This is a genomic window from Rhodoferax sp. OV413, assembly GCF_900104385.1.
GTDB lineage: Bacteria > Pseudomonadota > Gammaproteobacteria > Burkholderiales > Burkholderiaceae_C > Rhodoferax_B.
Map to the genome: position 1 here is coordinate 220,701 of NZ_FNJA01000004.1, position 26,321 is coordinate 247,021.

General features: G+C 65.7%; 27 protein-coding genes and 1 riboswitch. Of the genes, 21 read left to right on the forward strand and 6 right to left on the reverse strand.

Annotated features, from left to right (window positions below; all coding sequences use genetic code 11):
• Nucleotides 1-50 precede the first annotated feature (50 nt).
• Nucleotides 51-554 carry a GNAT family N-acetyltransferase gene (locus BLT66_RS15550; protein WP_092758689.1) on the forward strand — a complete coding sequence of 168 codons (504 nt, stop codon included), beginning with the start codon at nt 51-53 and terminating at the stop codon, nt 552-554.
• Between the two features lie 15 nt (nt 555-569).
• Here the strand turns inward: BLT66_RS15550 and BLT66_RS15555 are convergent, their stop codons facing one another.
• Nucleotides 570-1,592: a thiamine ABC transporter substrate-binding protein gene (locus tag BLT66_RS15555; RefSeq protein WP_092758691.1), complete on the reverse strand. Its 1,023-nt coding sequence runs from the start codon at nt 1,590-1,592 to the stop codon at nt 570-572.
• Between the two features lie 37 nt (nt 1,593-1,629).
• Nucleotides 1,630-1,730: riboswitch (TPP riboswitch) on the reverse strand.
• A 128-nt stretch (nt 1,731-1,858) separates the two neighbouring features.
• Nucleotides 1,859-2,527, reverse strand: a complete 669-nt coding sequence (locus tag BLT66_RS15560; RefSeq protein ID WP_092758693.1) for a VTT domain-containing protein — start codon at nt 2,525-2,527, stop codon at nt 1,859-1,861.
• A gap of 71 nt (nt 2,528-2,598) precedes the next feature.
• Between BLT66_RS15560 and BLT66_RS15565 the strand changes: the two genes are divergently transcribed.
• The 10 genes from BLT66_RS15565 to BLT66_RS15610 all read left to right on the forward strand — a co-directional run bounded on the left by BLT66_RS15565 (nt 2,599) and on the right by BLT66_RS15610 (nt 10,569).
• Nucleotides 2,599-3,417 (forward strand): cysteine hydrolase family protein, encoded by an 819-nt coding sequence (locus BLT66_RS15565; protein ID WP_092758695.1) that lies wholly within the window; start codon nt 2,599-2,601, stop codon nt 3,415-3,417.
• A 110-nt stretch (nt 3,418-3,527) separates the two neighbouring features.
• The gene (locus tag BLT66_RS15570) at nt 3,528-4,031 is read left to right on the forward strand and encodes a hypothetical protein (protein ID WP_092758697.1); all 504 of its coding nucleotides are present in this window, start codon (nt 3,528-3,530) and stop codon (nt 4,029-4,031) included.
• Nucleotides 4,032-4,055: 24 nt separating this feature from the next.
• Nucleotides 4,056-4,667 carry a superoxide dismutase gene (locus BLT66_RS15575; RefSeq protein WP_092758699.1) on the forward strand — a complete coding sequence of 204 codons (612 nt, stop codon included), beginning with the start codon at nt 4,056-4,058 and terminating at the stop codon, nt 4,665-4,667.
• Between the two features lie 21 nt (nt 4,668-4,688).
• Nucleotides 4,689-5,597 (forward strand): ZIP family metal transporter, encoded by a 909-nt coding sequence (locus tag BLT66_RS15580; RefSeq protein WP_255406935.1) that lies wholly within the window; start codon nt 4,689-4,691, stop codon nt 5,595-5,597.
• 226 nt (nt 5,598-5,823) lie between these two features.
• On the forward strand, nt 5,824-6,768 hold the full coding sequence (locus tag BLT66_RS15585) for a CysB family HTH-type transcriptional regulator (RefSeq protein WP_092758701.1): 945 nt from the start codon (nt 5,824-5,826) through the stop codon (nt 6,766-6,768).
• A gap of 113 nt (nt 6,769-6,881) precedes the next feature.
• Nucleotides 6,882-8,234, forward strand: a complete 1,353-nt coding sequence (locus BLT66_RS15590; protein ID WP_092758703.1) for an LLM class flavin-dependent oxidoreductase — start codon at nt 6,882-6,884, stop codon at nt 8,232-8,234.
• A gap of 125 nt (nt 8,235-8,359) precedes the next feature.
• Nucleotides 8,360-8,851, forward strand: coding sequence for a GNAT family N-acetyltransferase (locus BLT66_RS15595; RefSeq protein WP_092758705.1), 492 nt, complete (start codon nt 8,360-8,362; stop codon nt 8,849-8,851).
• 11 nt (nt 8,852-8,862) lie between these two features.
• Nucleotides 8,863-9,273: a hypothetical protein gene (locus BLT66_RS15600; RefSeq protein WP_092758707.1), complete on the forward strand. Its 411-nt coding sequence runs from the start codon at nt 8,863-8,865 to the stop codon at nt 9,271-9,273.
• Nucleotides 9,274-9,353: 80 nt separating this feature from the next.
• The gene (pyrF, locus tag BLT66_RS15605; RefSeq protein WP_092758709.1) at nt 9,354-10,055 is read left to right on the forward strand and encodes an orotidine-5'-phosphate decarboxylase; all 702 of its coding nucleotides are present in this window, start codon (nt 9,354-9,356) and stop codon (nt 10,053-10,055) included.
• A 13-nt stretch (nt 10,056-10,068) separates the two neighbouring features.
• Nucleotides 10,069-10,569 carry a hypothetical protein gene (locus BLT66_RS15610; protein WP_092758711.1) on the forward strand — a complete coding sequence of 167 codons (501 nt, stop codon included), beginning with the start codon at nt 10,069-10,071 and terminating at the stop codon, nt 10,567-10,569.
• Nucleotides 10,570-10,663: 94 nt separating this feature from the next.
• On the opposite strand, the gene BLT66_RS15615 is transcribed toward BLT66_RS15610, so the two are convergent.
• Nucleotides 10,664-12,262 carry a rhodanese-related sulfurtransferase gene (locus tag BLT66_RS15615; RefSeq protein WP_092758713.1) on the reverse strand — a complete coding sequence of 533 codons (1,599 nt, stop codon included), beginning with the start codon at nt 12,260-12,262 and terminating at the stop codon, nt 10,664-10,666.
• Nucleotides 12,263-12,283: 21 nt separating this feature from the next.
• A complete protein-coding gene (locus BLT66_RS15620) occupies nt 12,284-12,874 on the reverse strand; it encodes a cysteine dioxygenase family protein (RefSeq protein WP_092758715.1) in 591 nt (196 codons plus the stop codon).
• A 190-nt stretch (nt 12,875-13,064) separates the two neighbouring features.
• Here BLT66_RS15620 and BLT66_RS15625 point away from each other — a divergent pair, with 190 nt between their 5' ends.
• The 10 genes from BLT66_RS15625 to BLT66_RS15670 all read left to right on the forward strand — a co-directional run bounded on the left by BLT66_RS15625 (nt 13,065) and on the right by BLT66_RS15670 (nt 24,293).
• Complete coding sequence (locus BLT66_RS15625) at nt 13,065-14,090, forward strand: ABC transporter substrate-binding protein (protein ID WP_092758717.1); 1,026 nt, start codon at nt 13,065-13,067, stop codon at nt 14,088-14,090.
• A gap of 15 nt (nt 14,091-14,105) precedes the next feature.
• Nucleotides 14,106-15,149, forward strand: a complete 1,044-nt coding sequence (locus BLT66_RS15630; protein ID WP_092758719.1) for an ABC transporter permease — start codon at nt 14,106-14,108, stop codon at nt 15,147-15,149.
• Nucleotides 15,143-15,928 carry an ABC transporter ATP-binding protein gene (locus BLT66_RS15635; protein ID WP_092758721.1) on the forward strand — a complete coding sequence of 262 codons (786 nt, stop codon included), beginning with the start codon at nt 15,143-15,145 and terminating at the stop codon, nt 15,926-15,928. The genes BLT66_RS15630 and BLT66_RS15635 overlap by 7 nt, the downstream gene beginning before the upstream one ends.
• A 13-nt stretch (nt 15,929-15,941) precedes the next feature.
• Complete coding sequence (locus BLT66_RS15640; protein WP_092758723.1) at nt 15,942-17,099, forward strand: c-type cytochrome; 1,158 nt, start codon at nt 15,942-15,944, stop codon at nt 17,097-17,099.
• A gap of 141 nt (nt 17,100-17,240) precedes the next feature.
• Nucleotides 17,241-18,395 (forward strand): acyl-CoA dehydrogenase family protein, encoded by a 1,155-nt coding sequence (locus BLT66_RS15645; RefSeq protein ID WP_092758725.1) that lies wholly within the window; start codon nt 17,241-17,243, stop codon nt 18,393-18,395.
• A gap of 16 nt (nt 18,396-18,411) precedes the next feature.
• Complete coding sequence (locus BLT66_RS15650; RefSeq protein WP_092758727.1) at nt 18,412-19,350, forward strand: ABC transporter substrate-binding protein; 939 nt, start codon at nt 18,412-18,414, stop codon at nt 19,348-19,350.
• A 21-nt stretch (nt 19,351-19,371) separates the two neighbouring features.
• Nucleotides 19,372-20,232, forward strand: coding sequence for an ABC transporter permease subunit (locus tag BLT66_RS15655; RefSeq protein WP_092758729.1), 861 nt, complete (start codon nt 19,372-19,374; stop codon nt 20,230-20,232).
• Nucleotides 20,229-20,951 (forward strand): ABC transporter ATP-binding protein, encoded by a 723-nt coding sequence (locus BLT66_RS15660; protein WP_092758731.1) that lies wholly within the window; start codon nt 20,229-20,231, stop codon nt 20,949-20,951. Before BLT66_RS15655 ends, BLT66_RS15660 begins: the two co-directional genes overlap by 4 nt.
• Before the next feature lie 36 nt (nt 20,952-20,987).
• A complete protein-coding gene (locus BLT66_RS15665; protein ID WP_092758733.1) occupies nt 20,988-21,989 on the forward strand; it encodes an ABC transporter substrate-binding protein in 1,002 nt (333 codons plus the stop codon).
• An 18-nt stretch (nt 21,990-22,007) separates the two neighbouring features.
• Nucleotides 22,008-24,293, forward strand: coding sequence for a molybdopterin guanine dinucleotide-containing S/N-oxide reductase (locus BLT66_RS15670; protein WP_092758735.1), 2,286 nt, complete (start codon nt 22,008-22,010; stop codon nt 24,291-24,293).
• 1 nt (nt 24,294) lies between these two features.
• On the opposite strand, the gene BLT66_RS15675 is transcribed toward BLT66_RS15670, so the two are convergent.
• Complete coding sequence (locus BLT66_RS15675; RefSeq protein ID WP_092758737.1) at nt 24,295-24,687, reverse strand: 4Fe-4S dicluster domain-containing protein; 393 nt, start codon at nt 24,685-24,687, stop codon at nt 24,295-24,297.
• The gene (locus BLT66_RS15680) at nt 24,684-26,288 is read right to left on the reverse strand and encodes an FAD-dependent oxidoreductase (RefSeq protein ID WP_092759179.1); all 1,605 of its coding nucleotides are present in this window, start codon (nt 26,286-26,288) and stop codon (nt 24,684-24,686) included. The genes BLT66_RS15675 and BLT66_RS15680 overlap by 4 nt, the downstream gene beginning before the upstream one ends.
• Nucleotides 26,289-26,321: the final 33 nt, after the last annotated feature.

The window sequence follows — 26,321 nt, forward strand, 5'->3', positions numbered from 1 at the left end:
CATCGCTAAACCCTGTCACCACTTCCCTTCCCCTCCTCACCCGAATCTCCATGAACCTATCCATCCGCCCGGCCCTGGTGCACGACTCTGCGCTGATCCTCCGCTTCATCCAGGAGCTGGCGGTGTACGAAAAAGCCGGTGACCAGGTCGCTGCCACCGTGGACACCCTCGCCACCAGCCTCTTCGCGGCGGACAGCCCGGCCCGCGCCTTGATTTGCGAGGTCGATGGCGAAGCCGTTGGCTATGCCATCTACTTCTTCAACTACTCCACCTGGCAGGCCAAAAAGGGCTTGTATCTGGAAGACCTGTACATCACGCCGGCCCAGCGTGGCACAGGTGCGGGCAAGCAGCTGCTGCGGCATCTCGCAGCCATCGCAACCGACCAGGGTTGCGGCCGATTCGAGTGGAGCGTGCTGGACTGGAACCAACCGGCCATTGACTTCTACCAGTCGATTGGCGCCCAGCCGCAAGGCGAATGGGTGCGCTACCGGATGCAGGGCGCGGCGCTGCAAGACTTTGCCACCCAGCAGGCCAAGCCAGGTGCGCAAGGCTGAGCTGCGCTTAACCGGCTACTTCAATACGACCTGCGTCCAGCGCGCCACCCAGGCCGTGCCTTTGTCGGCAATCGTCTCGGCGGGCAGGCTCTCGTAGGCTGTGGGTTCGGTAGCATGTTTCATCACCTCGGCCAACGGGGTATGGGCCTCTACCGGGTACATCCACATGCTGGTCTGCAAGGCCTCTTGCGCGGCGCCGGAGCGCATGAAGCGGATGAACAGGTGGGCGGCATCGCGCTGGCCGCCACCGGCCACCAGGGCCACGCCTTCGATCTGGCGGAACACGCCGCCCTTGAGGAACAGGTTGGCGGTGGGCGACTCGCTGATCTTTTCCTTGCTGTAGAACACCTCTGCCGCCGGGCTGGTGGCGTAGCTGACGACCAAGGGACGCGTGCCGCCGTTGCGGCTGAATTCGGTGTAGTAGGCCTCGCTCCAACCCTTGACCACCTTCACGCCGTTGGCGCGCATGCGGGCCCACCAGTCGAAGGCTTTTTCCTCGCCCATGCCGGCGATGGTGGCCAGCAGAAACTGGTAGCCGGGGCTGGAGGTGGCCGGGTTCGGCACCACCAGCAGATTGCGGTAAGCGGGCTGGGCCAGCTCGTCCATGCTCTTGGGCAGGGCCAGGCCGCTCTTGGCGAAGCTGGCCTTATCAAAATTCAGGGTCACAAAGCCGTAGTCCACCGGCACCACGCTGCCGCCCACCTGGGCGATGGGCGAGCCCTCGGCAAACTTGATCGGCTCCAGCACCTTGGCGGCCTGGGCCTTGGCGACCAGGGCGTTGTCCAGGCCGAACACCACGTCGGCAATCGGCTGGGCGCGGGTCAGGATCAGCTTGTTCAGCATCTCGCCCGCATCGCCGGCCTTGATCAGGCTGAGCTTGATGCCGGCCTCGGCTTCGAACTTGGCCAGCAGCGGCTTGGGCAGCGAGAACGAGCTGTGCACCAGCACGCGCAATTCGCCATCGGCAGCCAGGGTGGAAAAGGAAGACAGCGCGGCCAGCGCGGCGGCGGCGAAGGAAAAGGTGCGGCGTTGCAGCATAGGTGGCTTTCAATGCGCCAGCGGCGGGCGCATGCAAGGCCGGGGCCCATCACGCTCCCTACGCCGGCATGACCCGGATCAGGTGTGTGGGGTATTTCTCAGTCTGCTGATTTGCAGCAGACACCCCCGGTGAAGGGACGGATTGTAAATCCTGAGGGCGCGTCGAAGTTCTCCCTGACAACACTGGACAAACTTGTGGATAACCCCCTCAAGCTGCTGTATATGCAGCCTAAACCCTTGATTCACAAGGACAAAGCTTGCGCTGCTTAATTTTTAGGCGATGCCAGCACCACCGGCTTGCGGGCCCAGCGCTGCTTCAGCGCGCCGGCCACGATGACCAGGCCGGGGATCAGAATCATGGCCCAGATGATCTTGTCCAAGTTGTGCTTGACCCAAGGGAAGTTGCCAAAGAAGTAGCCGATGGTGATGATGCCCACCACCCACAACACGCCACCCAGCACGTCGTAGAAGGTGAACTTGGCCCGACTCATCAGCGCCACGCCAGCCACGAACGGCGCGAAGGTGCGCAAAAAGGGCATGAAGCGCGCGGCCACCAGGGTCACGCCGCCATATTTTTCGTAGAACGCATGGGCCTGGTTGAAGGCCTGCTTGTTGAAGAGACGCGAGTCTTCCCACTGGAACACCTTGGGGCCGAAGAAGCGGCCAATCGCGTAATTGCACTGGTTGCCCAGAATGGCCGCAGCCAACAGCAGGCCGACGGCCAGCGGATACGACATCAGGCCCACGCCGCACATGGCGCCGACCACGAACAACAGCGAGTCGCCGGGCAGAAACGGCATCACCACCACGCCGGTCTCCACGAAGATGATGGCGAACAGCAGCGCATAGACCCAGGGGCCGTAGCTGACGACGAAGGCCTGCAGGTGTTTGTCCACATGCAGGATGAAATCGAAAAGTTGGGTAATGAGGTCCATGGGCGCAGATTATCTATGCTGGCTGCTAGCATCTTGTGACACTGCCGAAACACACGCCACAGGGACCTGCCATGACACGCCACACCCATCTGCTGATCATCGACCCGCAAAACGACTTTTGCGATCTGCCAGCGGGCAGTGGCGGCAGCCCTGCCCTGCCGGTGGCCGGCGCCCATGCAGACATGCAGCGGCTGGCCGGCTTCATCCGCACCCACGCCGCCGCGCTGACCGACATCAGCATCACGCTGGACTCGCACCACCGCTGGGACATTGCCCACCCCACGTTCTGGCAGCAGGCCGACGGCAGCGCGGTAGCGCCCTTCACCAGCATCACCGCCGCCGCGGTGTACGCGGGCCAGTACCTGCCGCGCCAAACCGGGGCGCTGGGCCGCACACTCGCCTACCTGGATGCGCTAGAAGCCCGGGGCCGTTACACGCTGATGGTCTGGCCGGTGCACTGCGAGATCGGCACCTGGGGCCACAACGTGCATGCCGATGTGCATGCCGCCTACAACGCCTGGGAAGACCAGCACGGCGCCATCGTCACCAAGCTGAGCAAGGGCAGCAACCCCTGGACCGAACACTACAGCGCCGTCATGGCCGAGGTGCCCGACGCGCACGACGAAGCCACCCAGCTGAACCACGCACTGATGGCCGCCATGGACCAGGCCGACGTGCTGCTGATTGCCGGCGAAGCCAGCAGCCACTGCGTGCGCGCCACCACCGAGCACATCGTGGCGAACCTGGCCCGGCACAAGCCGCAGCGCATCGTGCTGCTGACCGACTGCATGAGCCCGGTGGGCGGATTCGAGGCCCAGCACACCGCGTTTTTGCAGGAGATGCAAGCCCAGGGGCTGGAGCTGGCGACCAGCCTGAACCTCCAGCTATAGATTTTTTAAATGCGAACGGTTATCATTTGATGACCTGATTACGCAAAACTCCATTCGACGCAAAGGGTACGGCACCGCAGACCGCGGTGCCCGCACCATGGATGTTTTGCATGTACCCCTTTCTCGACGCGTCTATCGACTCCTTAGCCGGGCCTAGCCCCGCTCCATGCCAGCCGCCCAGCCTGGCCCAGTGGGAACGCCTGACGCAGCGCGGCTGCAGCGCGCTGCAGGCCGGGCGCACGGAGCTGGCGCTGTTCAGCTTCCACCAAGCCCTGTCCATCGCCCAAGACCTGCTGCTCGACGGCCCCGCGCCCCTGCATGCCGACGACTGCCTGGCCGCGCTGGTGGTATCGCACCACCAGCTAGCCGATCTGTGCGCCAACGCCCAGCTGCTGGAGCAGGCCGCCAACCACCTGTGCCGCGCCCATGGCGCGGTGATGGGCTTGTTGCAAACCCCCACCACCTGCCTGGCCCTGCAACAAGCCGCCTGGCGGCACAGCCGCGAAACCCATGCCGAACTGCTGCAGTACCAGCGCCGCTGGGGCCCGCACGCCGGCATCGCCCGGCTGCTGCGCGCCAGCGCCGAGCCCGCCGCCGGCAGCACCGTGCATTGATCCACTTTTAAACCCGGAGACCCCATGGCCCACACCCTGCCCGCCCTGCCCTATGCCTACGACGCGCTGGAGCCGCATATCGACACCCAGACCATGCAGATCCACCACAGCAAGCACCACCAGGCCTATATCAACAACCTGAACACCGCGCTGCAGAACACCCCCTATGCCGATCTCGGCGTCGAGGCGCTGGTCAGCGCCATCGACACCTTGCCCGAAGCCTTGCAAAACGCGGTACGCAACCACGGCGGCGGCCACGCCAACCACAGCCTGTTCTGGACCGTGATGTCGCCCCGCGGCGGCGGCCAGCCCACCGGCGCCTTGGCCCAGGCCATAGACGCCGACCTGGGCGGCTTCGATGCCTTCAAAGCCGCCTTCACCCAGGCCGCGCTGACCCGCTTCGGCAGCGGCTGGGCCTGGCTCAGCGTCACGCCGCAGGGCCAGCTGGTGGTCGAAAGCAGCGGCAACCAGGATAGCCCGCTGATGGCCGGCAACACCCCCATCCTCGGACTGGACGTGTGGGAGCACGCCTACTACCTGCTGTACCAGAACCGCCGGCCCGAATACATCGCGGCCTTCTACAACGTGGTGGACTGGGCCGAAGTGGCCCGCCGCTTCCAGGCCGCGCGCGGCTGATCTTACGCATGGAGACCCGCCATGGACCGACCCGAAACCATGTGGCGCAACAGCGCTAGCGACCCGGTGCGCCGGCTGCGCAAACTGCTGGGCTGGGGCATCGCGCTGCTGGGCGCGGGCCTGCTGGCCGGCGATTTCTGGCACTACTGCCTGGTCCACCCGGTGGTGCTGAATGCGCTGATCGGCGGCTCGGTAGCCGCGCTGGCCACGGCCCTGGGCACGCTGCCGGTGGTGTTCTCGCACAGCCTGTCGGACCGCACGCAGGACACGCTGTTTGGCTTCGGCGCCGGCGTGATGCTGGCGGCCTGCGCGTTCTCGCTGATCATCCCCGGCCTGGCCGCGGCCCGGGCCACCGGTGCCGGCAGCTGGGGCGCGGGCGGCACCATGGGCTTGTCCATCCTGCTGGGCGGGGCGGCGCTGCTGGCCATGGAGCGCCTGCTGCCGCACGAACATTTCATCAAAGGCCTGGAAGGCCCGCCCTCGCGCGTGCTGCGCCGCACCTGGCTGTTTGTGTTTGCCATCACCTTGCACAACCTGCCCGAGGGCCTGGCGATTGGCGTGGGCTATGCCGCCACCGACCCGCTGCGTGCCAGCGCCCTGGCCACCGGCATCGCCATCCAGGACGTGCCCGAAGGCCTGGTGGTCGCCGTGGCCCTGCTGGCCGCCGGCTACAAGCGCAGCTTTGCGGTGATGTTGGGCATGGCCTCGGGCCTGGTCGAGCCGCTGGGCGCGGTACTGGGCGCGGCCGCCATCAGCCAGTCGGCCAGCCTGCTGCCCTGGGGCCTGGGCTTTGCCGCCGGCGCCATGCTGTTCGTCATCAGCCACGAAATCATCCCCGAATCGCACCGCAAAGGCCACGAAGCCTGGGCCACCGGCGGGCTGATGCTGGGCTTTGTGCTGATGATGGTGCTGGACACGGCGCTCGCCTGAATCGGCAGAATTTAAACAAAAAAGGCCTCTGGCGCTTGTTCCACCAGCGCCAGCAGCTATTATTTCAATAGCATTCAACGTATAAACAGAGCCGTCTTGGGCAACTTGCGCCAGCGGAGCCCAGGTCCACAGATAGATGCGCCATATCGAATCTACGATTTGTTCGTTTGGGAAAACAGGGTTTCGCCAAATAATCAAATTCAGTTATTAAATATGGCGCTCTTATATGAATTTCCAGCAACTGCGTTCCGTGCGGGAGACCGTGCGCTGCGGCTTTAACCTGACCGAAGTCGCCAACGTCCTGCATACCTCCCAGCCCGGCGTCAGCCGGCAGATCCGCGAACTCGAAGAAGAGCTCGGCATCGAACTGTTTGTGCGCGCCGGCAAGCGGCTCACCGGCCTGACCGACCCCGGCGGCCACGTGCTGCCCATCATCGAGCGCATGCTGCTCGACAGCAGCAATCTGCGCAAAGCCGGCGAGGAATTCGTGTCCCGGCAAAGCGGCCTGTTGTCGATTGCCGCCACCCATTCGCAGGCCCGCTACGCGCTGCCCACCGCGGTGCAAGAGTTCCGCAACCACTTCCCCAACGTGACCTTGCACCTGCACCAGGGCTCGCCCGCCCAGGTGGCCGAAATGCTGCTGTCGGGCGAGGCCGACGTCGGCATTGCCACCGAGGCCCTGACCCAGTATGACGAGCTGCTGGCCCTGCCCTGCTACCCCTGGACCCACTCGGTCATCGTGCCACCCGGCCATCCGCTGCTGGACGCGCCGCTAACCCTGGAGACGCTGACCCAGTACCCGCTGATCACCTACGACAACGGCTTCACCGGCCGCACCCGCATCAACGAGGCTTTTGCGCAGCGCCAGCTGGTGCCGCACATCGCCATCAGCGCCATGGACGCGGACGTGATCAAGACCTATGTGGAGCTGGGCATGGGCGTGGGCATCGTGGCGTCCATCGCCTTTGAGGCCGAGCGCGACCTGGCGCTGCGTGCCATCGACGCCGGCCAGCTGTTCGGCATCAACCTGACCAAGCTGGGGGTGCGCCGCGGCAGCTATCTGCGCGGCTATGTGTATGCGTTCATCGAGTCGTTCGCACCCACGCTGAACCGCAGCGTGGTGGAGCAGGCGCTGACCGGCACCACCGAAGCCCTGCACTACGAAATCTGATGCAATTTGAGCGGCATCTGAATCTGAATATCCTTATCTGAAAGCCTTCGTTCCCCCGCGCGGGGCGGGCCGCTAAGGTGGTGCAATTCATCCACTCCACTGAATGCGTTCCCATGGCCAGACAACTCAAATTCGGATTCGTACTGCACGGCGTGGGCGCCGGCTGGGGCGACTGGCGCCACCCGGCGGCCGTCACCGATGCCAGCGTCAACTTCGGCTTCTACAAAGAGCAGGCGCAGCTGGCCGAGCAAGGCCGTTTTGACTTCTTGTTTGTGGCCGATAGCGTGCACATCACACCGCGCTCCAGCCCGCATTACCTGAACCGTTTTGAGCCGCTGACCATCCTGTCGGCGCTGGCCGGCGCCACCTCGTATATCGGCCTGGTGGCCACGGTCACGGCCAGCTACAGCGAGCCCTTCACCGTGGCCCGGCAGTTCGCCTCGCTGGACCACATCAGCAATGGCCGCGCCGGCTGGAACGTGGTCACCTCCTGGCTGGACGGCAGCGCGCGCAACTACAGCAAGCCCAGCCACTACGACCACGATGTGCGCTACGCGCTGGCCAAGGAACACCTGGGCGTGGTGCAAGGCCTGTGGGATTCGTGGGAAGACGATGCCCTGGTGCGCGACAAGGAAACCGGCGTGTTCTTCGACCCGAAAAAGCTGCACCGACTCGACCACAAAGGCGATTTCTTTTCGGTCGAAGGGCCGCTGAACATCAGCCGCTCCCGCCAGGGCCAGCCGGTGATATTCCAGGCCGGCGCCTCGGAGGACGGCAAGAATTTCGCCGCCACCCAGGCCGACGCCATCTTCTTCCACGCCGACACGCTGGAGGAAGCCCAGGCCTACTACCGCGATGTCAAAGCCCGCGTCGCCGCCGCCGGCCGCAACCCCGATGAAGTACACCTGCTGCCCGGCATCCGCCCCATCGTCGGCCGCAGTGCCGAAGAGGCCGAGCGCAAGTACGAAGAATCGGCCAGCCTGGTGCCGATAGAAAACGCCATCGCCGCGCTGGCCCGCCCGTTCAACGACCACGACTTCTCGGCCTACCCGCTGGACGCCCCCTTCCCCCACCTGGGCGACCTGGGCCGCAACAGCCAGCAAAGCGCCAGCGACCGCATCAAGCAGGTCGCCAAAGAAAAAGGCTGGACGCTGCGCGAAGTGGCGCTGTGGCACGCACGCCCCAAGCGCACTTTCGTCGGCACCGCCGAGCAGGTGGCCGACGAGATCCAGCGCTGGTTCGAGCTGGGTGGTGCCGATGGCTTCAACTTCTTCGAAGCCCTGCCCAACACCTCGCTGAAAGACTTCGTCGCGCTGGTCGTGCCGCTGCTGCAGGCCCGCGGCATCTACCGCACCCAGTACGGCCAGGGCACGCTGCGCGACAACCTGGACCTGCCGGTGCCGGTGAACCGGTATGTGGAGGTGGAGGATGTGGCCGAGGAAGAGGTTAGCGCCTGCAGTTTTTAAGTCAAAAGAGCTGCTGGCGCAGGCAATACCTGCGCTAGCAGCTCTTTATTTAATAGCACGCATGCGGTAGGGCCACAGGCGTGGAGAAGCAGGAGAATGCAGGCTGCACACCACCCGCCCCTGCCATGCCGATCCGCCCAGAAACTCCCGCCGACACCCAAGCCATCTTCGCGTTGACCGAACGCGCGTTCGCCGGGCACCCCCACTCCAGCGGTACCGAGCCGCACATCGTTTCCGCGCTGCGCGCCGCCGACGCATTGACGCTGTCTCTGGTGGCGGAACTCGATGGCGCCATCGTGGGACACGTGGCCATCTCGCCCGTAACCATCAGCGACGGCACGGCGGACTGGTACGGACTGGGGCCGATCTCGGTGGACCCAGCTTGCCAGGGCCGCGGCCTGGGGTCCGATCTGATGCGCACAAGCCTTGAGCGCCTGGCAGCGCTGGGTGTGGCGGGCTGCGTGGTGCTCGGCGATCCGGGCTACTACACGGGCTTCGGCTTCCAGGTTAAACCCGGGCTGGTGTATCCAGGGCCTCCGGCGGAATACTTCATGGCGCTGGGGTTTGGGGCCTCCCACCCGGAAGGACGGGTCACGTACCACGCGGCGTTTGCTTGAGCTTAGATGTCATGACCGATCTCCGACTCCTCATTTCTGCGCGAAACTCCGGTGAAGTTCGCTGTGCGGTTACCTCAGATTATTCCGATAACCTGTCGCAAGTTTTGGCCAAGTTCGGCCTGGTGCCGGACGCTTCGCTTCTGATCGAGCACGATCGCGCAAGCGCCTTAGAAATTCTTACTCAGTTGCTGTGGAAGGACATGGCATACGAGAGTGAATGCATGCCACGGCCTAAGGCTGAAGAGTTTGCAAAGGCTCTACTCGCCGAGCATGCAACGGCCGATAGCAAGTTCTTCTCCAATGGAAACTGGACAAGAAGAGAGAGCTGGAATCCGCTGACCGCCTCAACGTTCGATGCTGGTCTTATAGTCACTGGCGGGGATCATCTGTACTTCTGCATATGGTTTCAGGACGAAGACTGACGCCTAAACCCTCTCGAGTATGTCCAAAGGCTGGCCGCCTCTTATCTCAAACCTTACGCCTCTCAGGCGCCATCCCGCTCATGCAATCTCCCGTCATCGTTGCCCTGGATTTCCCTAGCAAAGCGCAGGCGCTTGCACTCGTCCATGCGCTGGGGCCGTCCGCTACTTCGTACAAGGTTGGCCTGCAACTTCTGACCGAGGAGGGGCCCAGCATCGTGCGCGAGCTCGTCGCCATGGGCAAAGAAGTCTTCTTGGATCTCAAGCTACACGAGATTCCAAACTCTGTCGCGGGCGCAGTGCAGGCGGCCGGGAAGCTCGGCGCCACCATGGTCACCGTGCATGCGTCGGGTGGTTCGGCAGTGCTGCGCGCGGCAGTGGCGGCTGCAGCGCCATTCCCTGGCCTCAAGATCATGGCGCTCACTGTCATCACGAGTCTGGGCGACGAAGACCTCTTAGAAATTGGCCTTGCACCGTCTGTGCGCGCACAAGTCGAACGCTTGGCCAAGCTTGCCGCAGCCTGCGGTTGCCACGGCGTAGTGGCATCCGCAAACGAAGCCGGGTATTTGGTGGCGCAGTTGCCTGCTGGAACACTCATCGTCACGCCAGGCATCCAGCTCAGCGCTAGCGGGGCCACGGACCAGGTGCGGTTTGCAACCCCACAGGTGGCACGTCGCAATGGAGCAACCCACGTCGTCATAGGTCGCTCCATCACGCAAGCTGCAAATCCATTGCTCGCGTTCCAAGAGGCTGTTGCAGGCATGGCTCCAGCGAGTAGGGACTAAACCCTCATTTCAAATGCCATTTACACCCTTCCACTTCGGCCCGGGCGGTGCGATTCATGCCATTGCGCCACGCCACGTAAGCTTCATTGCTTTTGTTGCGGCAAATGTCCTTATCGATACTGAGCCCTTGTATTACATCCTCACCCAACAAGAACCTCTTCACCGATTTTTTCATACCTACGTTGGAGCCACGCTGGTTGCTGCGGCAACCGTTTTGCTTTTTCTTCTTGCGCGAAGAATTGCTCCGTTGACCAAGCTCCCCAATGTTTTCCGTTGGCAGGAACTCAAGCTAAGCCAAGTGGCCGTTGGTGCTGCCACAGGCAGCTACTCCCACATCATTCTTGACAGTGTGATGCACGCAGATATCCGGCCGCTGGCGCCGTTCAGCCAAGCCAACCCCTTGTACCTCTTGATTTCAATCGACGAGCTTCATGACTATTGCCTTTGGGCCGGTGCGGCATCGCTTGTACTTCTTGTGGGCCGAAGGCTATTTCTGGCCTATCGCGCCCGCTAAACATTTGACTTTTTTACTCAATAAAAGTGCCACCAGCGCAGATACAACCTGCGCAAGCAGCTACTTATTCAATAGCAATCACCAAGGGGACCGATCAAATCACCTTGAACCCGTGCGTCCCATCACGCCCCAGTTGCTCCACCAACCCAAACTCCCAATCCAGATAGCCTTGCATAGCCTCACGCGGGCTGTCCGTGCCTTCGTACGGGCGGCGGTAGCGGTCGGTGCGGGGCGAGGCCAAGCGGGTTTCGCCGTGTTCCAGCGGTAGCCCGGCGGCAATCCAGGCGATGGTGCCGCCCTTGAGCACAAACACTTCGGCGCCCGTCAAGCGCTCCAGTTCCACCACCGCATAGCGTGCCAGCAGGCTGCTGCCGCAGGTCAGCACGTAGCGCTTGGCCTTGGGTATCTGGGCCAAGGCCTGGGCCAGGCCGGCACGCGACAGGTACCAAGCACCGGGAATGTGGCGCTTCACGTAGTTGACGCTGGTGGTCATGTCCAGCACCGCGATGTGGTCGGCGGGCTCGGCCTGCAGCCAGGCTGCCAGCTGGGCGGGGCTGATCCATTCGGCATGGCCTTCGGGCTCGGGCACCGGTGCAGGCGGGTGGCCGGTTTCACTCCAGTCGGTGGGCTGGCTGCCGTCCAGTATCCACACGTCCCAGCCCATCTGGGCCAGCCAGGATGCGGTCATGTTGGCACGGACTCCATCGGTGTCGGCCAGCACGATGCGGGCGCCGCGCACCGGGGCGGACACATCGGTTTCCTGCACCAACTGGCCGCCAGGCGCATTCGAGAAGCCGGGCAGGTGGCCCGCGGCGAATTCTTCGGCGGTGCGCACATCAAAACGGTAGGTGGTGCGGGTGGCTTCGGCCTGGAAGGCGGCCAGATCCGACGGCTGCGCACGCTGTACGCCGGCGCGGTCGGCCACGGAGCGCGCTTGCTGTGCGGCATCGGCGCTGGTTTGTTCGGTGATCGCCCGGCCCTGGCGCTCTGCGCCGTGGTCCAGCACCTGGCCGGCCAGCTTCCAGCCTATGGTGCCGTTGCGCAGGGCGGACACCGGGTTGGGGATACCGGCATTCACCAGCGACTGGGTGCCGATGATGCTGCGGGTGCGGCCCGCGCAGTTGACGATGATGCGGGTCTGCGGGTTCGGCGCCAGCGCCTGGGCGCGCAGCACCAGCTCGGCGCCGGGCACACTGATGCCGGTGGGGATGCTCATGGTCTGGTATTCGTCGAAACGGCGGGCGTCCAGCACCACCACATCGGCCTTTTGATCGATCAGCGCCTTGACTTCTTCGGCCGACAACGAGGGTGTGTGGCGCTGCGACTCGACCAGTTCGCCAAAAGCCTTGCTGGGCACGTTCACATCTTTGAAGATTTCGCCGCCCGCATCGCGCCAGCCCTGCAGGCCGCCGTCGAGCAGGGCCACATCGGTGTAGCCCAGCTTGTGCAGCGTGCGGGCCGCCGGCTCGGCCAGGCCTTCGCCATCGTCTAGCACCACGATGGCGGTGTCGCGGCGCGGGATGCGGCTCCAGGCATCCAGCTCGATGCGCCCGGCGGCAAAGTTGGCAGCAAACAGCGGGTGGGCCTGGGCGAACGGGTCTTCTTCGCGCACGTCGATCAGCGCGATCTCCTGGCCGGCCAGCAAAGCCTGGCGCACGTCGTGGAAGGATTTGAGGGGCAGTGGAGTGGTCATGGGTAGCTTGGGATAAATCGGTTAAATCGTTTCTGTTGACAAGAACGCGGCGGCATTGCTGTAGCCGGAGACAAAGGGTTTGCGGGTGCCGTCCTCCAGGTACACCGAGCGCTGGACCTTGCCGATGTCGGCGCCGTACACATGGATGCTGATGGACACCTGGTCGGCCAGGGTATTGCGCACGCGGTGCACATCGCCGATGCGTGGCGACACCGCATCCACCTCGCCAGGTGCCAGCCTGCGCGGCTGGCCCTGGGCCACCCAGCGCTCGCTGGCGTCGCGTGCAAAGGCTTGCGACTCCTCGGCCCCGCGCAGCATGCCGATCAGGCCCCAGACCGTGTGGTCATGGATGGGCGTGGCCTGGCCCGGCCCCCAGACAAAGCTGACCACCGAGAACCGGCCCAGCGGGTCGGCGTGCAGCAGGTATTGCTGGTAGTAATGCGGATGCGGCTGGGCATAGGCCATGGGCAGCCAGTCGTCGCGCTCCACCAATTGGCCCAGCAGGCTGCCACCCTGGGCCAGTATCTCCAGCTCGGTGGGATGGCGGTCCAGCAGGCGGCCGAGTTGCTGCACAAAGCTGTGCAGCTTTGCGGTGTCGTAAGGGGTGGTCATACGCAGTAACGGGTAGATCGTAGATGGCCATGCGCAAACGCACAGCCTATTTTGAAGATGGCTTATTGCAACCGATTTGCCGGCCGGGTGCGGATGATTCTTTGCATATGCATCCCTGTTTTTCTTATTTCCCTTTGGGGCGGGAATCCATTGCAATCTGCCTCCTGCACAGATTTAACAGAGGTATTGCATGTTTACGTTCGACGAGCGCACCCGTTTCAACCCCCGCTGGTCACGCCGCCAATGGCTACGCGCTGCGGGCCTGGCCGGTGTGGTGGGAGCCGCTGGCGTGGCCGGCAGCAATGTGCGGGCCGCCGGCAAGCTGCGCGACATCAAGCTGGCTTGGAATGCGGGCGCAGTCTGCCTGTCGGCTGTGCCGGTGGCGCTGGAGCGCGGCATCTTTGAAAAGAACGGCCTGAACGTCGAGCTGGTGAACTTTGCCGGGTCTACCGACCAGTTGCTGGAAAGCATTGCCACCTCCAAGGCCGACGCCGGCGTGGGCATGGTGCACCGTTGGATCAAGCCCCTGGAGTCGGGCTTTGACGTCAAGCTGGTCAGCAGCTCGCATGGCGGCTGCACCCGCCTGGTGGGCTACGCTCCGGCTGGCGTGACCAGCCTGGCCAAGCTCAAAGGTAAAACGATTGCGGTATCCGACCTGAACAGCCCGGGCAAGAACTTCTTCTCGGTGCTGCTGGTCAAGGCCGGCCTGGACCCGGAGAAGGATGTGAGCTGGCGCCAGTTCCCCGCCGACATGCTGGGCCTGGCGGTAGAGAAAGGAGAAGCCCATGCGATTGCCGATGGTGACCCGAACCTGTTCCTGGTCGAACGCCGCACCAAGGGCCTGGTCGAGCTGGCCACCAACCTGTCGGGCGAATACGCCAACAAGACCTGCTGCGTGCTGGGCGTCAGCGGCAAGCTGGTACGCAACGACAAACCGACTGCCGCCGCACTGGCGCGCTCCATCACCGAGGCCTCGGACTTCATCGCCAACTACCCGAACGAAACTGCCAAGATCTACAGCCCCTATTCCAAGGTGCCGGTGGAAGACCTGCGCGCCGTGCTGGGCACGCTGACGCACCGCAACCACCCCAGCGGCAACGACTTGAAGAAAGAGATCGAGTTCTACGCCCGCGACTTCAAGCTGGTCGGCGTGCTCAAGCCCAGCACCGATCCCGCTCGCTTTGCCGAGTACGTGTACGCCGACGTATTGGCCTGACGGAGCCCCCACGCGATGACTACGGCTGAAAACATACTCTCGGCACCAACCCTGGCTCCGCGAGAACGCAACCCATCGGTAGCGGCTACCGCAGCTGGCAACTACGCACCCTGGTGGACCGGCCTGGCCGCCGGTCTGGCCTGGGGCGTGCTCGCGGTGCTGACAGGAGCCTGGCCGAACAAGCCGCTGGGTTTTAGCGAATGGGCTTACACCACCGAATTCGCCTGGTTTGCTGGACTGGTTTCTGTGGCTTTGCTGGCCTTGGGCCTGGCGCCGGAGCGAATCGCAGCAGTCCCAGCCAAGCTGCGCGCAGCTGGCCCCTGGCTGATCGCCCTGGCCCTGGGCCTGGCGGTGTGGGAAGTGTTTACTGCCAAGCTGGGCACTCTGCCGCCCCCCTTCTTTGCGCCACCCCAGAGCCTGGCCGAGGTCTACATCAGCGACTGGCGCCGCCTGCTGGAGAGCGCTGCCCATTCGCTGCAGCTGCTGGGCCTGGGCATAGGCATCGGTGCCTCGGTCGGCTTTCTGATTGGCGTGCTGATGGGTTGGTCGCGGCGCGCCAGCTACTGGGTGCACCCTGTGCTGCGCGTGCTCGGGCCGCTGCCCACCACGGCGCTGCTGCCGATCTCGTTCTACTTCTTCCCGTCCAGCTGGTCCACCGCGATTTTTCTGATTGCAGTTGGCACCGCGTTTCCGGTCGCCATCCTCACCGCATCGGGTGTGGCCAGCGTCAACAAAAACTACTACGACGTGGCCCGCACCATGGGCGCATCGCCCTGGTTTCTGGTGCTGCGGGTGGCGATTCCTGCCGCCCTACCCCAGGTGTTCGTCGGCCTATTCATGGGCCTGGGCCATGCGTTTGCCACGCTGGTGGTCGCAGAGATGCTGGGCGTTAAAGCCGGCCTGGGCTGGTACCTGACCTGGGCCCAGGGCTGGGCCGCCTACCCGAATATGTATGCCGCGCTGCTGGTGATGGCGCTGCTGTTCTCGGGCTTGATCAGTCTGTTGTTTCTTGTACGCGACCGGGTACTGTCCTGGCAAAAAGGAATCGTGAAATGGTGAGCCCCGTACAGACCCAGACGAGCGCCGGCGCACACATTGCGGTGCGCAACGTCAGCCACTGGTTTGAGCAAGCCCAGGGCCCACTGCAAGTCATTGCCGACCTGGATCTGGACATCCAACCGGGAGAGTTCGTGGCCCTGCTCGGCCCCAGCGGCTGCGGCAAGTCCACGCTGCTGCGCCTGGTGGCCGGGCTGGAGCCGGCCACCACCGGCAGCCTGCAGCACGACAGCCAGCCCATCACCCAACCCGACCCGTCGCGCATTGTGGTGTTCCAGGACCCGACGCTGTTTCCCTGGCGCACGGTGTGGAACAACGTGGCCCTAGGCCTGCAGGCGCGTGGCCTGCTGAAGACCCAGCGGCACCGGGTCGATGAAGCGCTGGCGCTGGTTGGCCTGCAAAACTTTGCCCAGGCGCTGCCGCACCAGCTGTCGGGTGGTATGGCACAGCGCGTGGCTCTGGCGCGCGCGCTGGTCAACGACCCCAGCCTGCTGGTACTGGACGAACCGCTGGGCAAGCTGGACTCGCTGACCCGGCTGGCCATGCAGACCGAGCTGGTCGACCTGTGGCAGCGCAAGGGTTTCTCGGTGTTGCTGGTCACGCACGATGTGGAAGAAGCCTTGTTCATGGCGCAGCGCGTGGTGGTGCTGTCCGACCGGCCCGCGCGCATCAAGCAGGTGCTGGTCAACGACCTGCCCTACCCGCGCCACCGAGGTCACCCACGGCTGGCCGAGCTGCGGCACCAGGCGCTGTCGCTGCTAGGCCTGGCGGCCAGCTGGTAGTTTTGCAGCACGCATGGCCTGGAGTTTGCCTGCCGAAGGCCTGAACCTGCTGTTGACGGCGCTGCTGCAAGCCCAGCTGGGCCTGCGCGCAGTGCTGCATGCTCTGGGCCTGGCGCCCGACATCCACGGCCAGCCCGCCTGGCCGTTTGCCTACCGCATTGCCGGTGAAATGCTGGCCCTGGAGCCTGGCCACGCCCGCCGTGTCGTCATCTGCATCGCCTGCCTGCTGCTGGCCGGGCTGAGCCTGCTGGTCTCCCTGGCCTGGCGCCGGGCCCGGCCAGGTTTGTGGGTGTTGGCGGCAGCGGTATTGCTGCTCGCCCCCTGGCCAGAGCCGCATCTACTGCTGGCCCCAGCCGTACCCACCAGCCTGCATGCATCGCCCACCGGCTTCACGGCGCAAGCCATTGTGCGCGGGCAGAGGGTGTACCAACAGCAGTGCGTGCGCTGCCACGGTGCCGATGGCCGGGGCGAAGGCGTGGAAGCAGCCCAGCTGCCCATGTGGCCGCCAACGCTGAACGGTTCCCTGCTGTGGAAGCGATTAGACGGAGAACTGTTCTGGCGGGTACGCCATGGCATGCGCGCGCGGGATGGCAGCAGCACCATGCCCGGTTTTGGTCCACCACTCAGCCATCTCAGCGACACCCAGGTATGGGAGGTGCTCGACTATCTGCAAGCCCATGCGGCCGGCCAGATGCTGCAAGAGTCCGGCGCCTGGACCTACCCGGTGCGCATGCCGGACGCCGCCGTGCAATGCCGCCACCAGCCACCACGCACGCTGCACAGCCTGGATGGGCAGCGGCTGAGGGTGGTCGCCGATGCCGCAAGCGTCCAGGACGATCCCCGGCTGGTCACCGTCAACCTGGCAACCAACGCATCCGACCCCGAATGCCAGGCCAACACACCCGAGCTGCGCAGCTCTCTCGCACTGGTGCTGGGCGTGCAACCCGCGCAATTGGCCGGCCACCAATTGCTGGTGGACCGCGACGGCTGGCTGCGCGCCCGGGGCCAACCCGGTCAAGCCGACTGGTCGGCCAGCGATCTGGTGTGCCGTTCTGGTGCCGCACCGGTCGCACTTGCCTCCACGGCAGCAGCAGGCGATGGACTGGACGGCCTGATCCGCCGGATGGACTTTGAACCCGTGCGCTTGCTGCGCGGCGGCTTTCCACATTAAGAACCCGTTCTGGCGGCCCGTCATTCAGAAACCGCATGTAGACAGAGCTTTTTCTTCGTTGTCGCGCCCCGCCATCGCTTCTATCGTCGGCGCCATGCACCCATTCTTTTCCGCAATAGCAGACATACCCGAGGCCCAACCATGAATGCCTCGCTGACCCCTGGCCAGATCGCCCGCACCTTGGCCGCAGAGTTCGCCACCCGCGCCACCGAGCATGACCGCGAAGCCAGCTTCCCTTTTGAGAACTTCAACCAGCTGCAACAGGCGGGCCTGCTGGCGCTGGCCGCGCCGCGCAAACTGGGCGGCCAAGGCGCCACGCTGGCGCAGCTCGGCGAAGTCATAGGCGCGGTCGCGCATGGCGATCCGGCGACCGCCCTGGTGCTGGTCATGCAGTACATGCAGCTCCGCAGCATGGGCTATGCCGACGGCAAGAGCCGCAGCTGGCCCCAGCACCTGGCCGAGCGCTTGGTGCGCGAATCAGTGCATTCCGTATCGCTGGTAAATGCACTGCGGGTCGAACCCGACCTGGGCTCACCCGCGCGCGGCGGCCTGCCCAGCACCATAGCCCGGCTGACGCCCGAGGGCTGGCGCTTATCGGGGCACAAGGTGTATTCCACCGGTGCGCCCATCCTGCGCTGGTACGCGGTATGGACGCGTACCGACGAAACCCCGCCCCGGGTCGGCACGATCCTGGTACCGGCCGGTTTGCCGGGCATCCGCACCATCGAAACCTGGGACCACCTGGGACTGCGCGCCAGTGGCAGCCACGACATCGTGTTCGACGACGTGCTGGTGCCGCTGGACAACGCAATCGACCTGCGCCTGCCGCAAGACTGGGGCCCTGGCGACCCGAGCCTGCAAGCCGACATGGCCGTACTGCTGGGCGCGCTGTACAGCGGCATCGCCCGCGCCGCGCGCGACTGGGTGGTCGAATTTCTGCGCCAGCGCAAACCGGCGAACCTGGGCGCAGCCCTGGCCACCCTGCCGCGCGCCCAAGAGATCGTCGGCACTATCCAGGGCCTGCTGCTCACCAATGAGCGCCTGCTGGCCAGCCTGGCCCGCGATGTGGACAGCGGCACGCCAGTGACAGCCACCGACAGCGGCCTGATCAAGTCGCTGGTCACCAATAACGCTGTGCAAGCCGTAGAGGCCGCGCTGTCGCTCAGCAGCAACCACGGCCTGTCACGCAAGAACCCGCTGGAACGCCATCTGCGCGACGTGCTGTGCGGGCGCATCCATACGCCGCAGGACGACAGTGCCCGCATAGCTGCCGGCAAGCAGATCCTGATTTCTTAACGACCCATTCCACACCATGCAAAGACGTACCTTCCAACAATTCCTGTCCGCTGCGGCCTTTCTGTCGCCCGTGCTCGGCCATACCCAAACCCGCGCCGTGGTGCGCGCAGGCGACCAAAAGGGCGGCCTGCGTGCCCTGCTGGAAGCCGCGGGCGAACTCAAGAGCCTGCCCTACGACATCCAGTGGACCGAGTTCCCCGCCGCCGCCCCGCTGGCCGAAGCCTTGAATGCCGACGCGGTGGACTTCGGGCCAATAGGCGATGCCCCCTTGCTGTTTTCGCTGGCTGCGGGCAGCCGGGTCAAGGCCTTTGCAGTCAACCGCTCCGACCCCTATGGCACGGCCATCCTGGTGGCGCCCAATTCGCCACTCAAAGATGCCAGCAGCCTGAAGGGCAAAAGCGTGGCCACCAACCGCGGCTCCATCGGCCACTTCGTGACCCTGAAGGCGCTGGCCTCGGTGGGCCTGAAAGCCGAAGACATCAATCTGCGCTTTCTGGCCCCGCCAGATGCCAAGCTGGCACTGACCCAGGGCTCGGTCGATGCCTGGGCCACCTGGGAGCCGTATACCGCGCTGGCCGAAACCGGTGGCCATGCGCGCGTGCTGGTGAACGGGCGCGGCCTCTGGAGCGGCCTGAGCTTCCTGGCCGCCACAGACAACGCCTTGCGCGACAAGCGCAACCACCTGCAAGACCTGCAGCAGCGCATCGTGCGCGCCCAGGCCTGGGCAAGCCAACACCCTGCAGAGTTCAGCGCCACCCTGGCCCGCATCATCGGCATCCCCGCCGAGGCGGCACGCCTGCAGTTCGAGCGCCGCCAGACCCGCTGGCAATCGATAGACGCCCAGGTCGTGGCCGACCAGCAGCGCACCGCCGACTTCTATCTGGACGCCGGACTGATCAAGCAAAAGCTGGATGTGCGCGCCACCTTCGATACCGGCCTGCCGCTCGCCGCCTGATCCCTACCGAAAGCAAGCACCATGTCTGACGCTTCTGCCAGCCTGCCGCTCGCGGCCCGCATCGCCGGTATCGCCCCGCCACCGACCCAGCGCCCGCGCACAGCGCGCCTGGACGGTACCCGCTTTGCCCTGCTGTCTTGGCTGGTGCCGCTGACCATCGTGCTGGTATGGGAGGCCGCCGCTCGTGCCGGCCTGCTGTCGCTGCAGGTACTGCCGGCGCCGAGCCGGGTGTTGCGCACCGCGCTCGATTTGATCGCCGAAGGCCGGCTGGTCAGCGATATGGGCGTCAGCCTGCTGCGCGCCGCAGTCGGCTTTGTGATCGGTGGCTCCATCGGTTTTGTGCTGGGCACCCTGGTCGGTTTTTCGCGCCTGGCCGAGGCCCTGCTGGACCGCAGCATCCAGATGGTGCGGGCGATCCCTTTTCTGGCTTTGCTGCCGCTGGTCATCGTCTGGTTTGGCGTGGACGAAGGCGGCAAAATCTTTCTGGTGGCGCTGGGCGTGGCGTTTCCGATCTACATCAACACCGTGCTGGGCATACGCCAGGTCGACCCCAAGCTGATCGAACTGGGCAGGGTGATCGGCCTCGACAACTGGGCCCTGGTACGGCGTATCGTGCTACCCGGCGCGCTGCCCTCCATCCTGACCGGCGTGCGCTATGCCCTGGCCACAGCCTGGCTGGCGCTGGTGGTGGCCGAGACCATTGCCACCACATCGGGCATAGGCTTTCTGGCCATGGATGCGCGCGAGTTTCTGCGCACCGATGTGATCGTGCTAGCCATCGTGGTCTATGCGCTGATCGGCATGTCGGCCGACGCCATCACCCGCACGCTGGAGCGGCGCCTGCTGGCCTGGCATCCCAATTTTTCCAAGAGCACCGCATGAGCCACGCCAACGAACAAGCGGTCGCCGTGCGCGGTCTGAAGCGGGCCTACGGACAACGCACCGTCATCAACAGTCTCGACCTGACCATCCAGCGCGGCGAATTCGTCGCCCTGCTCGGCGAAAGCGGCTGCGGCAAGACCACGTTGCTGCGCGCGCTGGCCGGGCTGGATGCGGTGGACGCTGGGCACATCGATGGCCCGGCCCGGCCCGCCGTGGTGTTCCAGGAACACCGCTTGCTGCCCTGGGACCCGCTGTGGCGCAATGTGGCGCTGGGCATCAGCGGCAGCGACGTGCGCGCCCGCGCTGAGGCCGCGCTGGCCGAAGTCGGCCTGGCCGACCGGGCCGACGACTGGCCGCGCAACCTGTCGGGCGGGCAGGCCCAGCGCGTGGCACTGGCCCGGGCTCTGGTACAGGAGCCGCGCCTGCTGCTGCTGGACGAGCCCTTTGCCGCACTCGATGCGCTTACCCGCATCCGCATGCAAGGCCTGGTGAAGCAACTGGTAGCGCACCACCGCCCCGGTGTGCTGCTGGTGACCCACGATGTGGACGAAGCCATCACCCTGGCCGACCGCGCGCTGGTGATGCGCAACGGCGCGATTGCCGCGCAGTACAGCGTGTCCGCAGCCGCGCGCCAGCACCGCTCGCACCCAGATGCGATAGCGCTGCGCGACACCTTGCTGGCCGAGCTGGGCGTGGCCAACGAAGCCCTGGCAGCCTGATTTCAACCCCACTCTTTTCAACTCCCTGGATACCCCATGCCTTTACTGAGCGACAGCCTTTCCGCCGTGTCCCGCCGCGATTTCCTGCAACACGGTGCCGCCGCGCTGGGCGCCGCCAGCACCCTGCCCGCCTGGGCCGCACGCAGCGGCCGCAATACCGACACCGTACGCCTGGGCTGGGGCCGGGGCGGCCTGCCGCTGCTGGCCAAGCAGCGCGGCGAGTTCGAGAAGCTGCTGGCCAAGGACAACATCAAGGTGCAGTGGATTGGCCCCTTCCCCAACCATGCGCCCTCGCTGCAAGCCGTCACCGGCGGCAGCGCCGACTTCGGCTTCGGCGGCAGCACCACGCCCGCGCTGGCGGCCATCATTGCCGGCTCGCCCCTGGTGTTCACCAACTTCCTCGTGGTCAACCCACGCAGCACGGCCATCATCGCCAAGGATTCGTCGGGCATCAAAGGCATCAAGGACCTGGTGGGCAAATCGGTGGCGGTGAACCGCTCGGGCCTGGGCGAATTCCTGCTGGTAGCCGCGCTGGAAAAGCACGGTGTCGACCGCAAGCAGGTCAAGTTCGTGTACCTGAACCCACCGGATGCCGGCCCGGCTTTCGCCCAGGGCAAGATCGACGCCTGGTCGATGTGGAGCCCGGGCGTAGACATCGCGCGCAGCGAATACAAGGCACACAACATCTTCTTCGAAGGCTCGGACCTGGACTTCGGCATCGACTTCAGCTCGTGGCTGACGACCCGCAAGTTTGCCGACGAAAACCCGGACATCGTGCGCGCGGTGAATGCGGCTTTTGTCGCCGAAGGCCTGTGGGCCAGCACCCACCCGCTGGAGGCAGAGCTGATCAACCAAAAAGAAGGCGGCTATTCCGATACGGTGCGCGACACGCTGGCTGGCTTTAAGCGCAGCTACGACTTCTATGGCATCGAAGACGCCAAGTTTGTGAAAGGCCTGCAGTTCGCCGCCGACTGGCTGAGCGAGCGCCAGATCCTGCCGCAAAAGGTCAAGATCAGCGACCACCTGGCCCGGCTGTGATGCGGCAGCAATAACGCTGTGGGTTTCACCTCTACCCACTGGGGCGTATACCGGCCGGTGGTCGAGTCTGGCCGCTTGCAGGCACTGGAGGCCGCACCCTGGGACCGCGATCCGTCGCCCATAGGTGCGTCCTTGCCTGAGGCCATCACCGCCGCAGCCCGGATTCGCCGGCCCGCGGTGCGCGAGGGCTTTCTGCGCGCCGCCGAGCGCGGCAATACCGCTGCCAGCCCACGCCGCCGCGGCCAGGAGGCGCTGGTCGAAGTGCCCTGGGACGAGGCACTGGACCTGGTAGCCGCCGAGCTGCAGCGCGTGCGCGCTGCGCACGGCAACGAGGCCATTTTTGGCGGCAGCTACGGCTGGGCCAGCGCCGGGCGCTTCCACCATGCGCAAGGCCAGCTGCACCGCTTTCTGAACGGCTTCGGCGGCTATGCCTATGGGGTCGACACCTACAGCCTGGGCGCGGGCCGCGTGCTGCTGCCACACATCGTCGGCAGCATGGACACGCTGCTGCAGCAACATACTTCCTGGGACGTGCTGGAGCAGCATTGCGAATTGTTTGTCGCCTTCGGCGGCCTGCCGCTGAAGAACGCCCAGGTCAGCCCCGGCGGCGCCAGCGACCACCAGCTGCGCGGCGCACTGCAGCGGCTGGCCCAGGGCGGCACCCGCTTCGTCAACATCAGCCCGGTACGCGGCGACCTGGACGGCGTGCCCGAGGCCGAATGGCTACCGGTCCGCCCCGGCAGCGACACCGCGCTGATGCTGGCCCTGGCCCAGGTCTGGCTGTCCGAAGGCTGGCACGACCAGGCGTTTCTGGACCGCTACACCGTAGGTTTCGAACGCTTTGCCGACTATCTGCGCGGCCGCGTGGACGGCGTGGCCAAAACCCCGGCCTGGGCGACCGAGCGCACCGGCATCAGCGCCACCAGCATCACCGCGCTGGCGCAACGCATGGCGCACAGCCGCACCCTCATCAACACCGCCTACGCCTTGCAGCGCGCACGCCATGGCGAGCAGCCGTTCTGGATGACGGTGGTGCTGGCCGCCATGCTGGGCCAGATCGGCCTGCCCGGCGGCGGCTTCGGCCTGGGCTATGGCTGCATGAACAATACCGGCAGCGGCCGCGCGCCGTTTTCCGGGCCACGCCTGCCGCAGGGCAGCAATCCGGTAACGGCCTACATCCCGGTCGCCCGGCTGGTCGACATGCTGCTGCAGCCCGGCGCGGCCTTTGAATACAACGGCCGGCATCTGCGCTACCCCGACATCCGCCTGGTCTACTGGGCCGGTGGTAACCCCTTCCACCACCACCAGGACCTGAACCGCACAGTGGCAGCATGGCAGCGGCCGGAAACCATCGTCGTGCATGAGCCGTTCTGGACTGCCAGCGCCCGCCATGCCGACATCGTGCTGCCGGCCACCACACCGCTGGAGCGGGACGACATCGGCAGCGCGGCCAGCGACCGCTTCATGGTCGCAATGCAGGCCGCCATTGCGCCGGTGGGCGAGGCCCGCGACGACTACGCGATCTTTGCCGCCCTGGCCGAGCGCCTGGGCTTTGGCGCGCACTTCACCGAAGGCCGCAGCGTACCCCAGTGGCTGGAGCATCTCTACGAAGGCTCGCGCGAGCGCGCCGCCGCCCATGGCATCACCCTGCCCGGCTTTGCGGCCTTCTGGCAGCAAGGACTGTTCGAGGTGCCGCAGCCGGCCCAGCCCACGGTGCTGCTGCAAGAGTTTCGCGCCGACCCGCTGGCCCACCCCTTGCCCACGCCTTCAGGGCGCATCGAGATCCACTCGGACACCATCGCAGGCTTTGACTACAGCGACTGCCCGGGCCACCCCGTGTGGTTCGAACCCGAGGCCTCGGCCTGGCCACTGCATCTGCTGTCCAACCAGCCAGCCACCCGGCTACACAGCCAGTACGACCACGGCGCGCTCAGCCGGGACTCCAAGATTGCCGGGCGCGAGCCGATGCAGATGCACCCGGCCGATGCGGCCGCGCGCGGCATTGCCGACGGCAGCGTGGTACGGGTCTACAACCAGCGCGGTGCCTTTCTGGCCGGGGTGCGGCTGAGTACCGGCATCGCGCCCGGCGTGCTGCAGATCGCCACTGGCGCCTGGTACGACCCGCTGGACCCGGCACAACCAGGCTCGCTGGACAAGCACGGCAACCCGAACCTGACCACGCCCGACACCGGCAGCTCCCGGCTGTCGCAGGGTTGCTCGGCACAAAGCACGACCGTGGAGGTGGCACCATGGACCGAGCCACTGCCCGACATCAGCGCGTTTGCACCGCCGCCTCTGCGCTAACCTAAAAAGACTCCGAACGGGTACTCAAGGCTTGCTCCGCGCGCTGCTGCGCCAGCACTGCGCCCCGGGCAAACACCTCCTCCATGCGCCAATGCTGGTTGGCGTAGCGTGGGTCGGCCTGCCATTCGTCCCAGCCGGAATCGCGCCGGTACACCCCCAGCAGGCCGCTGGCGCGCACGGCGGCGGCGTCCACCGGCACCAGGCGGTATACCGTGGGGTCGACAAACAAGGCATCCGCCTGGCAATACAGTTCGCAGGCAAAGCAGGTCTGGCAGTCCTGGGGGCGGGCGATGGTGGGCGGCGCGTTGTGCCCCGCATCCAGCACCTGGGCCGGGCAAATCTGCACACAGCGCTGGCAGCTGGTACAGCGGTCGGTCAGCAACAAGGCAATCATGCGGATATAGCTTCGGGCTGGAGGCTGCGTTCAGGGCGGTGCCAGACCTGGGCCAACCCGCCTACCGTGGTGCGGTGGGCCTGGCCTGGGTCGGCACGGGGCATGTCGGTGCGGCGGTGCATGCCCCGGCTTTCGGTGCGGGCCAGGGCCGCCGCGGCGCACCAGCGGGCCGTTGCCAGCAGCGCCGCCGTCTCGCGGGTGCGCAGCACACTGCGGCCACTGCCTTGCGCGTGGGCACTGAAGCTGTGCCACGCACTGTCGAGCTGCGCCTTGGAACGCGCCAGCGCCGGTCCGCTGCGGAAGATATTCAGGTCGTAGTCCAGCATGGGCCTCTGCAGCGTGGCCAGCACCGCCGCATTGTCCACGGCAGCCACATGCTGGTGCGGCCGCAAGCCGGCCTGGCCGGCGGCATGCACGGCCCCAGTGGCGCGGCGGCCAGCGCGGCGGGCGCGCTCTGCCGCACCCTGCCCCGCCCACAGACCCGATGACAGAGCCCATGCCGAATTGATGTTGCCGCCGCCCGATATGGCACCCGCTACCAGCTCACGTGTGGCGGTATCACCCGCGGCAAACAGGTTGGGTACGGTGGTTTCGCAGGCGTCGTTGACGATGCGCAGGCCACCGATGCCACGCACCGTGCCTTCGCCGCGCAGGGTGACTTCAAAGCGGTCCTTGAACGGGTCAATGCCGCGCCGGGTGAACGGCAGCATCACATTCGGCGAGATGGTGGGCAATGCCGCACGCAGATCGTCGGGTGTCAGGTCCAGCGTGCAATACACCGGGCCTTGCAGCAGCGCAGACGCCAAGGCCGTGGTCTGGCTGGGGCCGGGCGCAATGTGCAGGTCGCGCCCCGATGTATCGAAGTAGCGAGCAAACACATAGGACATGGACCGCGTCATCGATGAAAACGCCGGTGCCACGGTGTAGTAGTTGCTGAACTCCATACCCGACAGCTCGGCCCCGGCCTCGGCGGCCATCAGGTAACCGTCGCCGGTGTTGTTGTCGGCCCCCAGCAGCCTGGACAGGAACGCACAGCCGCCGGTGGCCAGCACCACGGCGCCCGCGCGCACCTCCCAGGCAGCCTGGCTTTGGCGCTGCAGGCCGCGGGCTCCGGCTACGCTGCCATCGGCATGTTGCAGCAGCTCCAGCACCGGGCTGTGGTCCAGCACTCGCACGCCTGCAGCCTCCACCAGGCCGCGTAAGACCCGCATGTACTCGGGCCCACGCAACGAGCGGAACACCGGCTTGCCCTGCGCATCGTAAGGAAAGGGGTAATGGGGCGCGAGGCTGGGCAAGTGCTGCCAGGTGGTGTCGAGGATGCGGTGCATCCAGTGGGCATCGGCCAGGCCCTCACCGGCGGCCAGGCGCTTGGCCACGGCAGCGTCGCGCAAAGGCGGGGCGATCCACCAGTGGCCGGGACCGGCTGTGGCGGTGACCCCGCTGGTGCCGCAGTAGCCTTTGTCGACCAGCACCACCTGGGCGCCGGCCCGTGCTGCACCAAGTGCGGCCCAGGCCCCTGCCAGCCCCCCACCGACAACCAAGACATCCGTTTGCAGCTTGCAAGTGTTCGGCGAGGACCAGGCGTGGAAGGAATCAGTCATGCCCCAAATGCTATCGGCCACAGCCGCTGGGGC

What these genes read in the sequence shown, in the direction of transcription:
- BLT66_RS15595 (WP_092758705.1), top strand. Translation starts at nt 8,360, where the DNA reads ATGCCGATCCGCCCAGAAACTCCCGCCGACACCCAAGCCATCTTCGCG.
- BLT66_RS15665 (WP_092758733.1), top strand. Translation starts at nt 20,988, where the DNA reads ATGCCTTTACTGAGCGACAGCCTTTCCGCCGTGTCCCGCCGCGATTTC.
- BLT66_RS15565 (WP_092758695.1), top strand. Translation starts at nt 2,599, where the DNA reads ATGACACGCCACACCCATCTGCTGATCATCGACCCGCAAAACGACTTT.
- BLT66_RS15620 (WP_092758715.1), bottom strand. Translation starts at nt 12,874, where the DNA reads ATGACCACCCCTTACGACACCGCAAAGCTGCACAGCTTTGTGCAGCAA.
- BLT66_RS15555 (WP_092758691.1), bottom strand. Translation starts at nt 1,592, where the DNA reads ATGCTGCAACGCCGCACCTTTTCCTTCGCCGCCGCCGCGCTGGCCGCG.
- BLT66_RS15635 (WP_092758721.1), top strand. Translation starts at nt 15,143, where the DNA reads ATGGTGAGCCCCGTACAGACCCAGACGAGCGCCGGCGCACACATTGCG.
- BLT66_RS15655 (WP_092758729.1), top strand. Translation starts at nt 19,372, where the DNA reads ATGTCTGACGCTTCTGCCAGCCTGCCGCTCGCGGCCCGCATCGCCGGT.
- BLT66_RS15610 (WP_092758711.1), top strand. Translation starts at nt 10,069, where the DNA reads ATGCCATTTACACCCTTCCACTTCGGCCCGGGCGGTGCGATTCATGCC.
- BLT66_RS15625 (WP_092758717.1), top strand. Translation starts at nt 13,065, where the DNA reads ATGTTTACGTTCGACGAGCGCACCCGTTTCAACCCCCGCTGGTCACGC.
- BLT66_RS15560 (WP_092758693.1), bottom strand. Translation starts at nt 2,527, where the DNA reads ATGGACCTCATTACCCAACTTTTCGATTTCATCCTGCATGTGGACAAA.
- BLT66_RS15615 (WP_092758713.1), bottom strand. Translation starts at nt 12,262, where the DNA reads ATGACCACTCCACTGCCCCTCAAATCCTTCCACGACGTGCGCCAGGCT.
- BLT66_RS15660 (WP_092758731.1), top strand. Translation starts at nt 20,229, where the DNA reads ATGAGCCACGCCAACGAACAAGCGGTCGCCGTGCGCGGTCTGAAGCGG.
- BLT66_RS15675 (WP_092758737.1), bottom strand. Translation starts at nt 24,687, where the DNA reads ATGATTGCCTTGTTGCTGACCGACCGCTGTACCAGCTGCCAGCGCTGT.
- pyrF (WP_092758709.1), top strand. Translation starts at nt 9,354, where the DNA reads ATGCAATCTCCCGTCATCGTTGCCCTGGATTTCCCTAGCAAAGCGCAG.
- BLT66_RS15570 (WP_092758697.1), top strand. Translation starts at nt 3,528, where the DNA reads ATGTACCCCTTTCTCGACGCGTCTATCGACTCCTTAGCCGGGCCTAGC.
- BLT66_RS15550 (WP_092758689.1), top strand. Translation starts at nt 51, where the DNA reads ATGAACCTATCCATCCGCCCGGCCCTGGTGCACGACTCTGCGCTGATC.
- BLT66_RS15580 (WP_255406935.1), top strand. Translation starts at nt 4,689, where the DNA reads ATGGACCGACCCGAAACCATGTGGCGCAACAGCGCTAGCGACCCGGTG.
- BLT66_RS15630 (WP_092758719.1), top strand. Translation starts at nt 14,106, where the DNA reads ATGACTACGGCTGAAAACATACTCTCGGCACCAACCCTGGCTCCGCGA.
- BLT66_RS15585 (WP_092758701.1), top strand. Translation starts at nt 5,824, where the DNA reads ATGAATTTCCAGCAACTGCGTTCCGTGCGGGAGACCGTGCGCTGCGGC.
- BLT66_RS15680 (WP_092759179.1), bottom strand. Translation starts at nt 26,288, where the DNA reads ATGACTGATTCCTTCCACGCCTGGTCCTCGCCGAACACTTGCAAGCTG.
- BLT66_RS15640 (WP_092758723.1), top strand. Translation starts at nt 15,942, where the DNA reads ATGGCCTGGAGTTTGCCTGCCGAAGGCCTGAACCTGCTGTTGACGGCG.
- BLT66_RS15600 (WP_092758707.1), top strand. Translation starts at nt 8,863, where the DNA reads ATGACCGATCTCCGACTCCTCATTTCTGCGCGAAACTCCGGTGAAGTT.
- BLT66_RS15645 (WP_092758725.1), top strand. Translation starts at nt 17,241, where the DNA reads ATGAATGCCTCGCTGACCCCTGGCCAGATCGCCCGCACCTTGGCCGCA.
- BLT66_RS15575 (WP_092758699.1), top strand. Translation starts at nt 4,056, where the DNA reads ATGGCCCACACCCTGCCCGCCCTGCCCTATGCCTACGACGCGCTGGAG.
- BLT66_RS15590 (WP_092758703.1), top strand. Translation starts at nt 6,882, where the DNA reads ATGGCCAGACAACTCAAATTCGGATTCGTACTGCACGGCGTGGGCGCC.
- BLT66_RS15650 (WP_092758727.1), top strand. Translation starts at nt 18,412, where the DNA reads ATGCAAAGACGTACCTTCCAACAATTCCTGTCCGCTGCGGCCTTTCTG.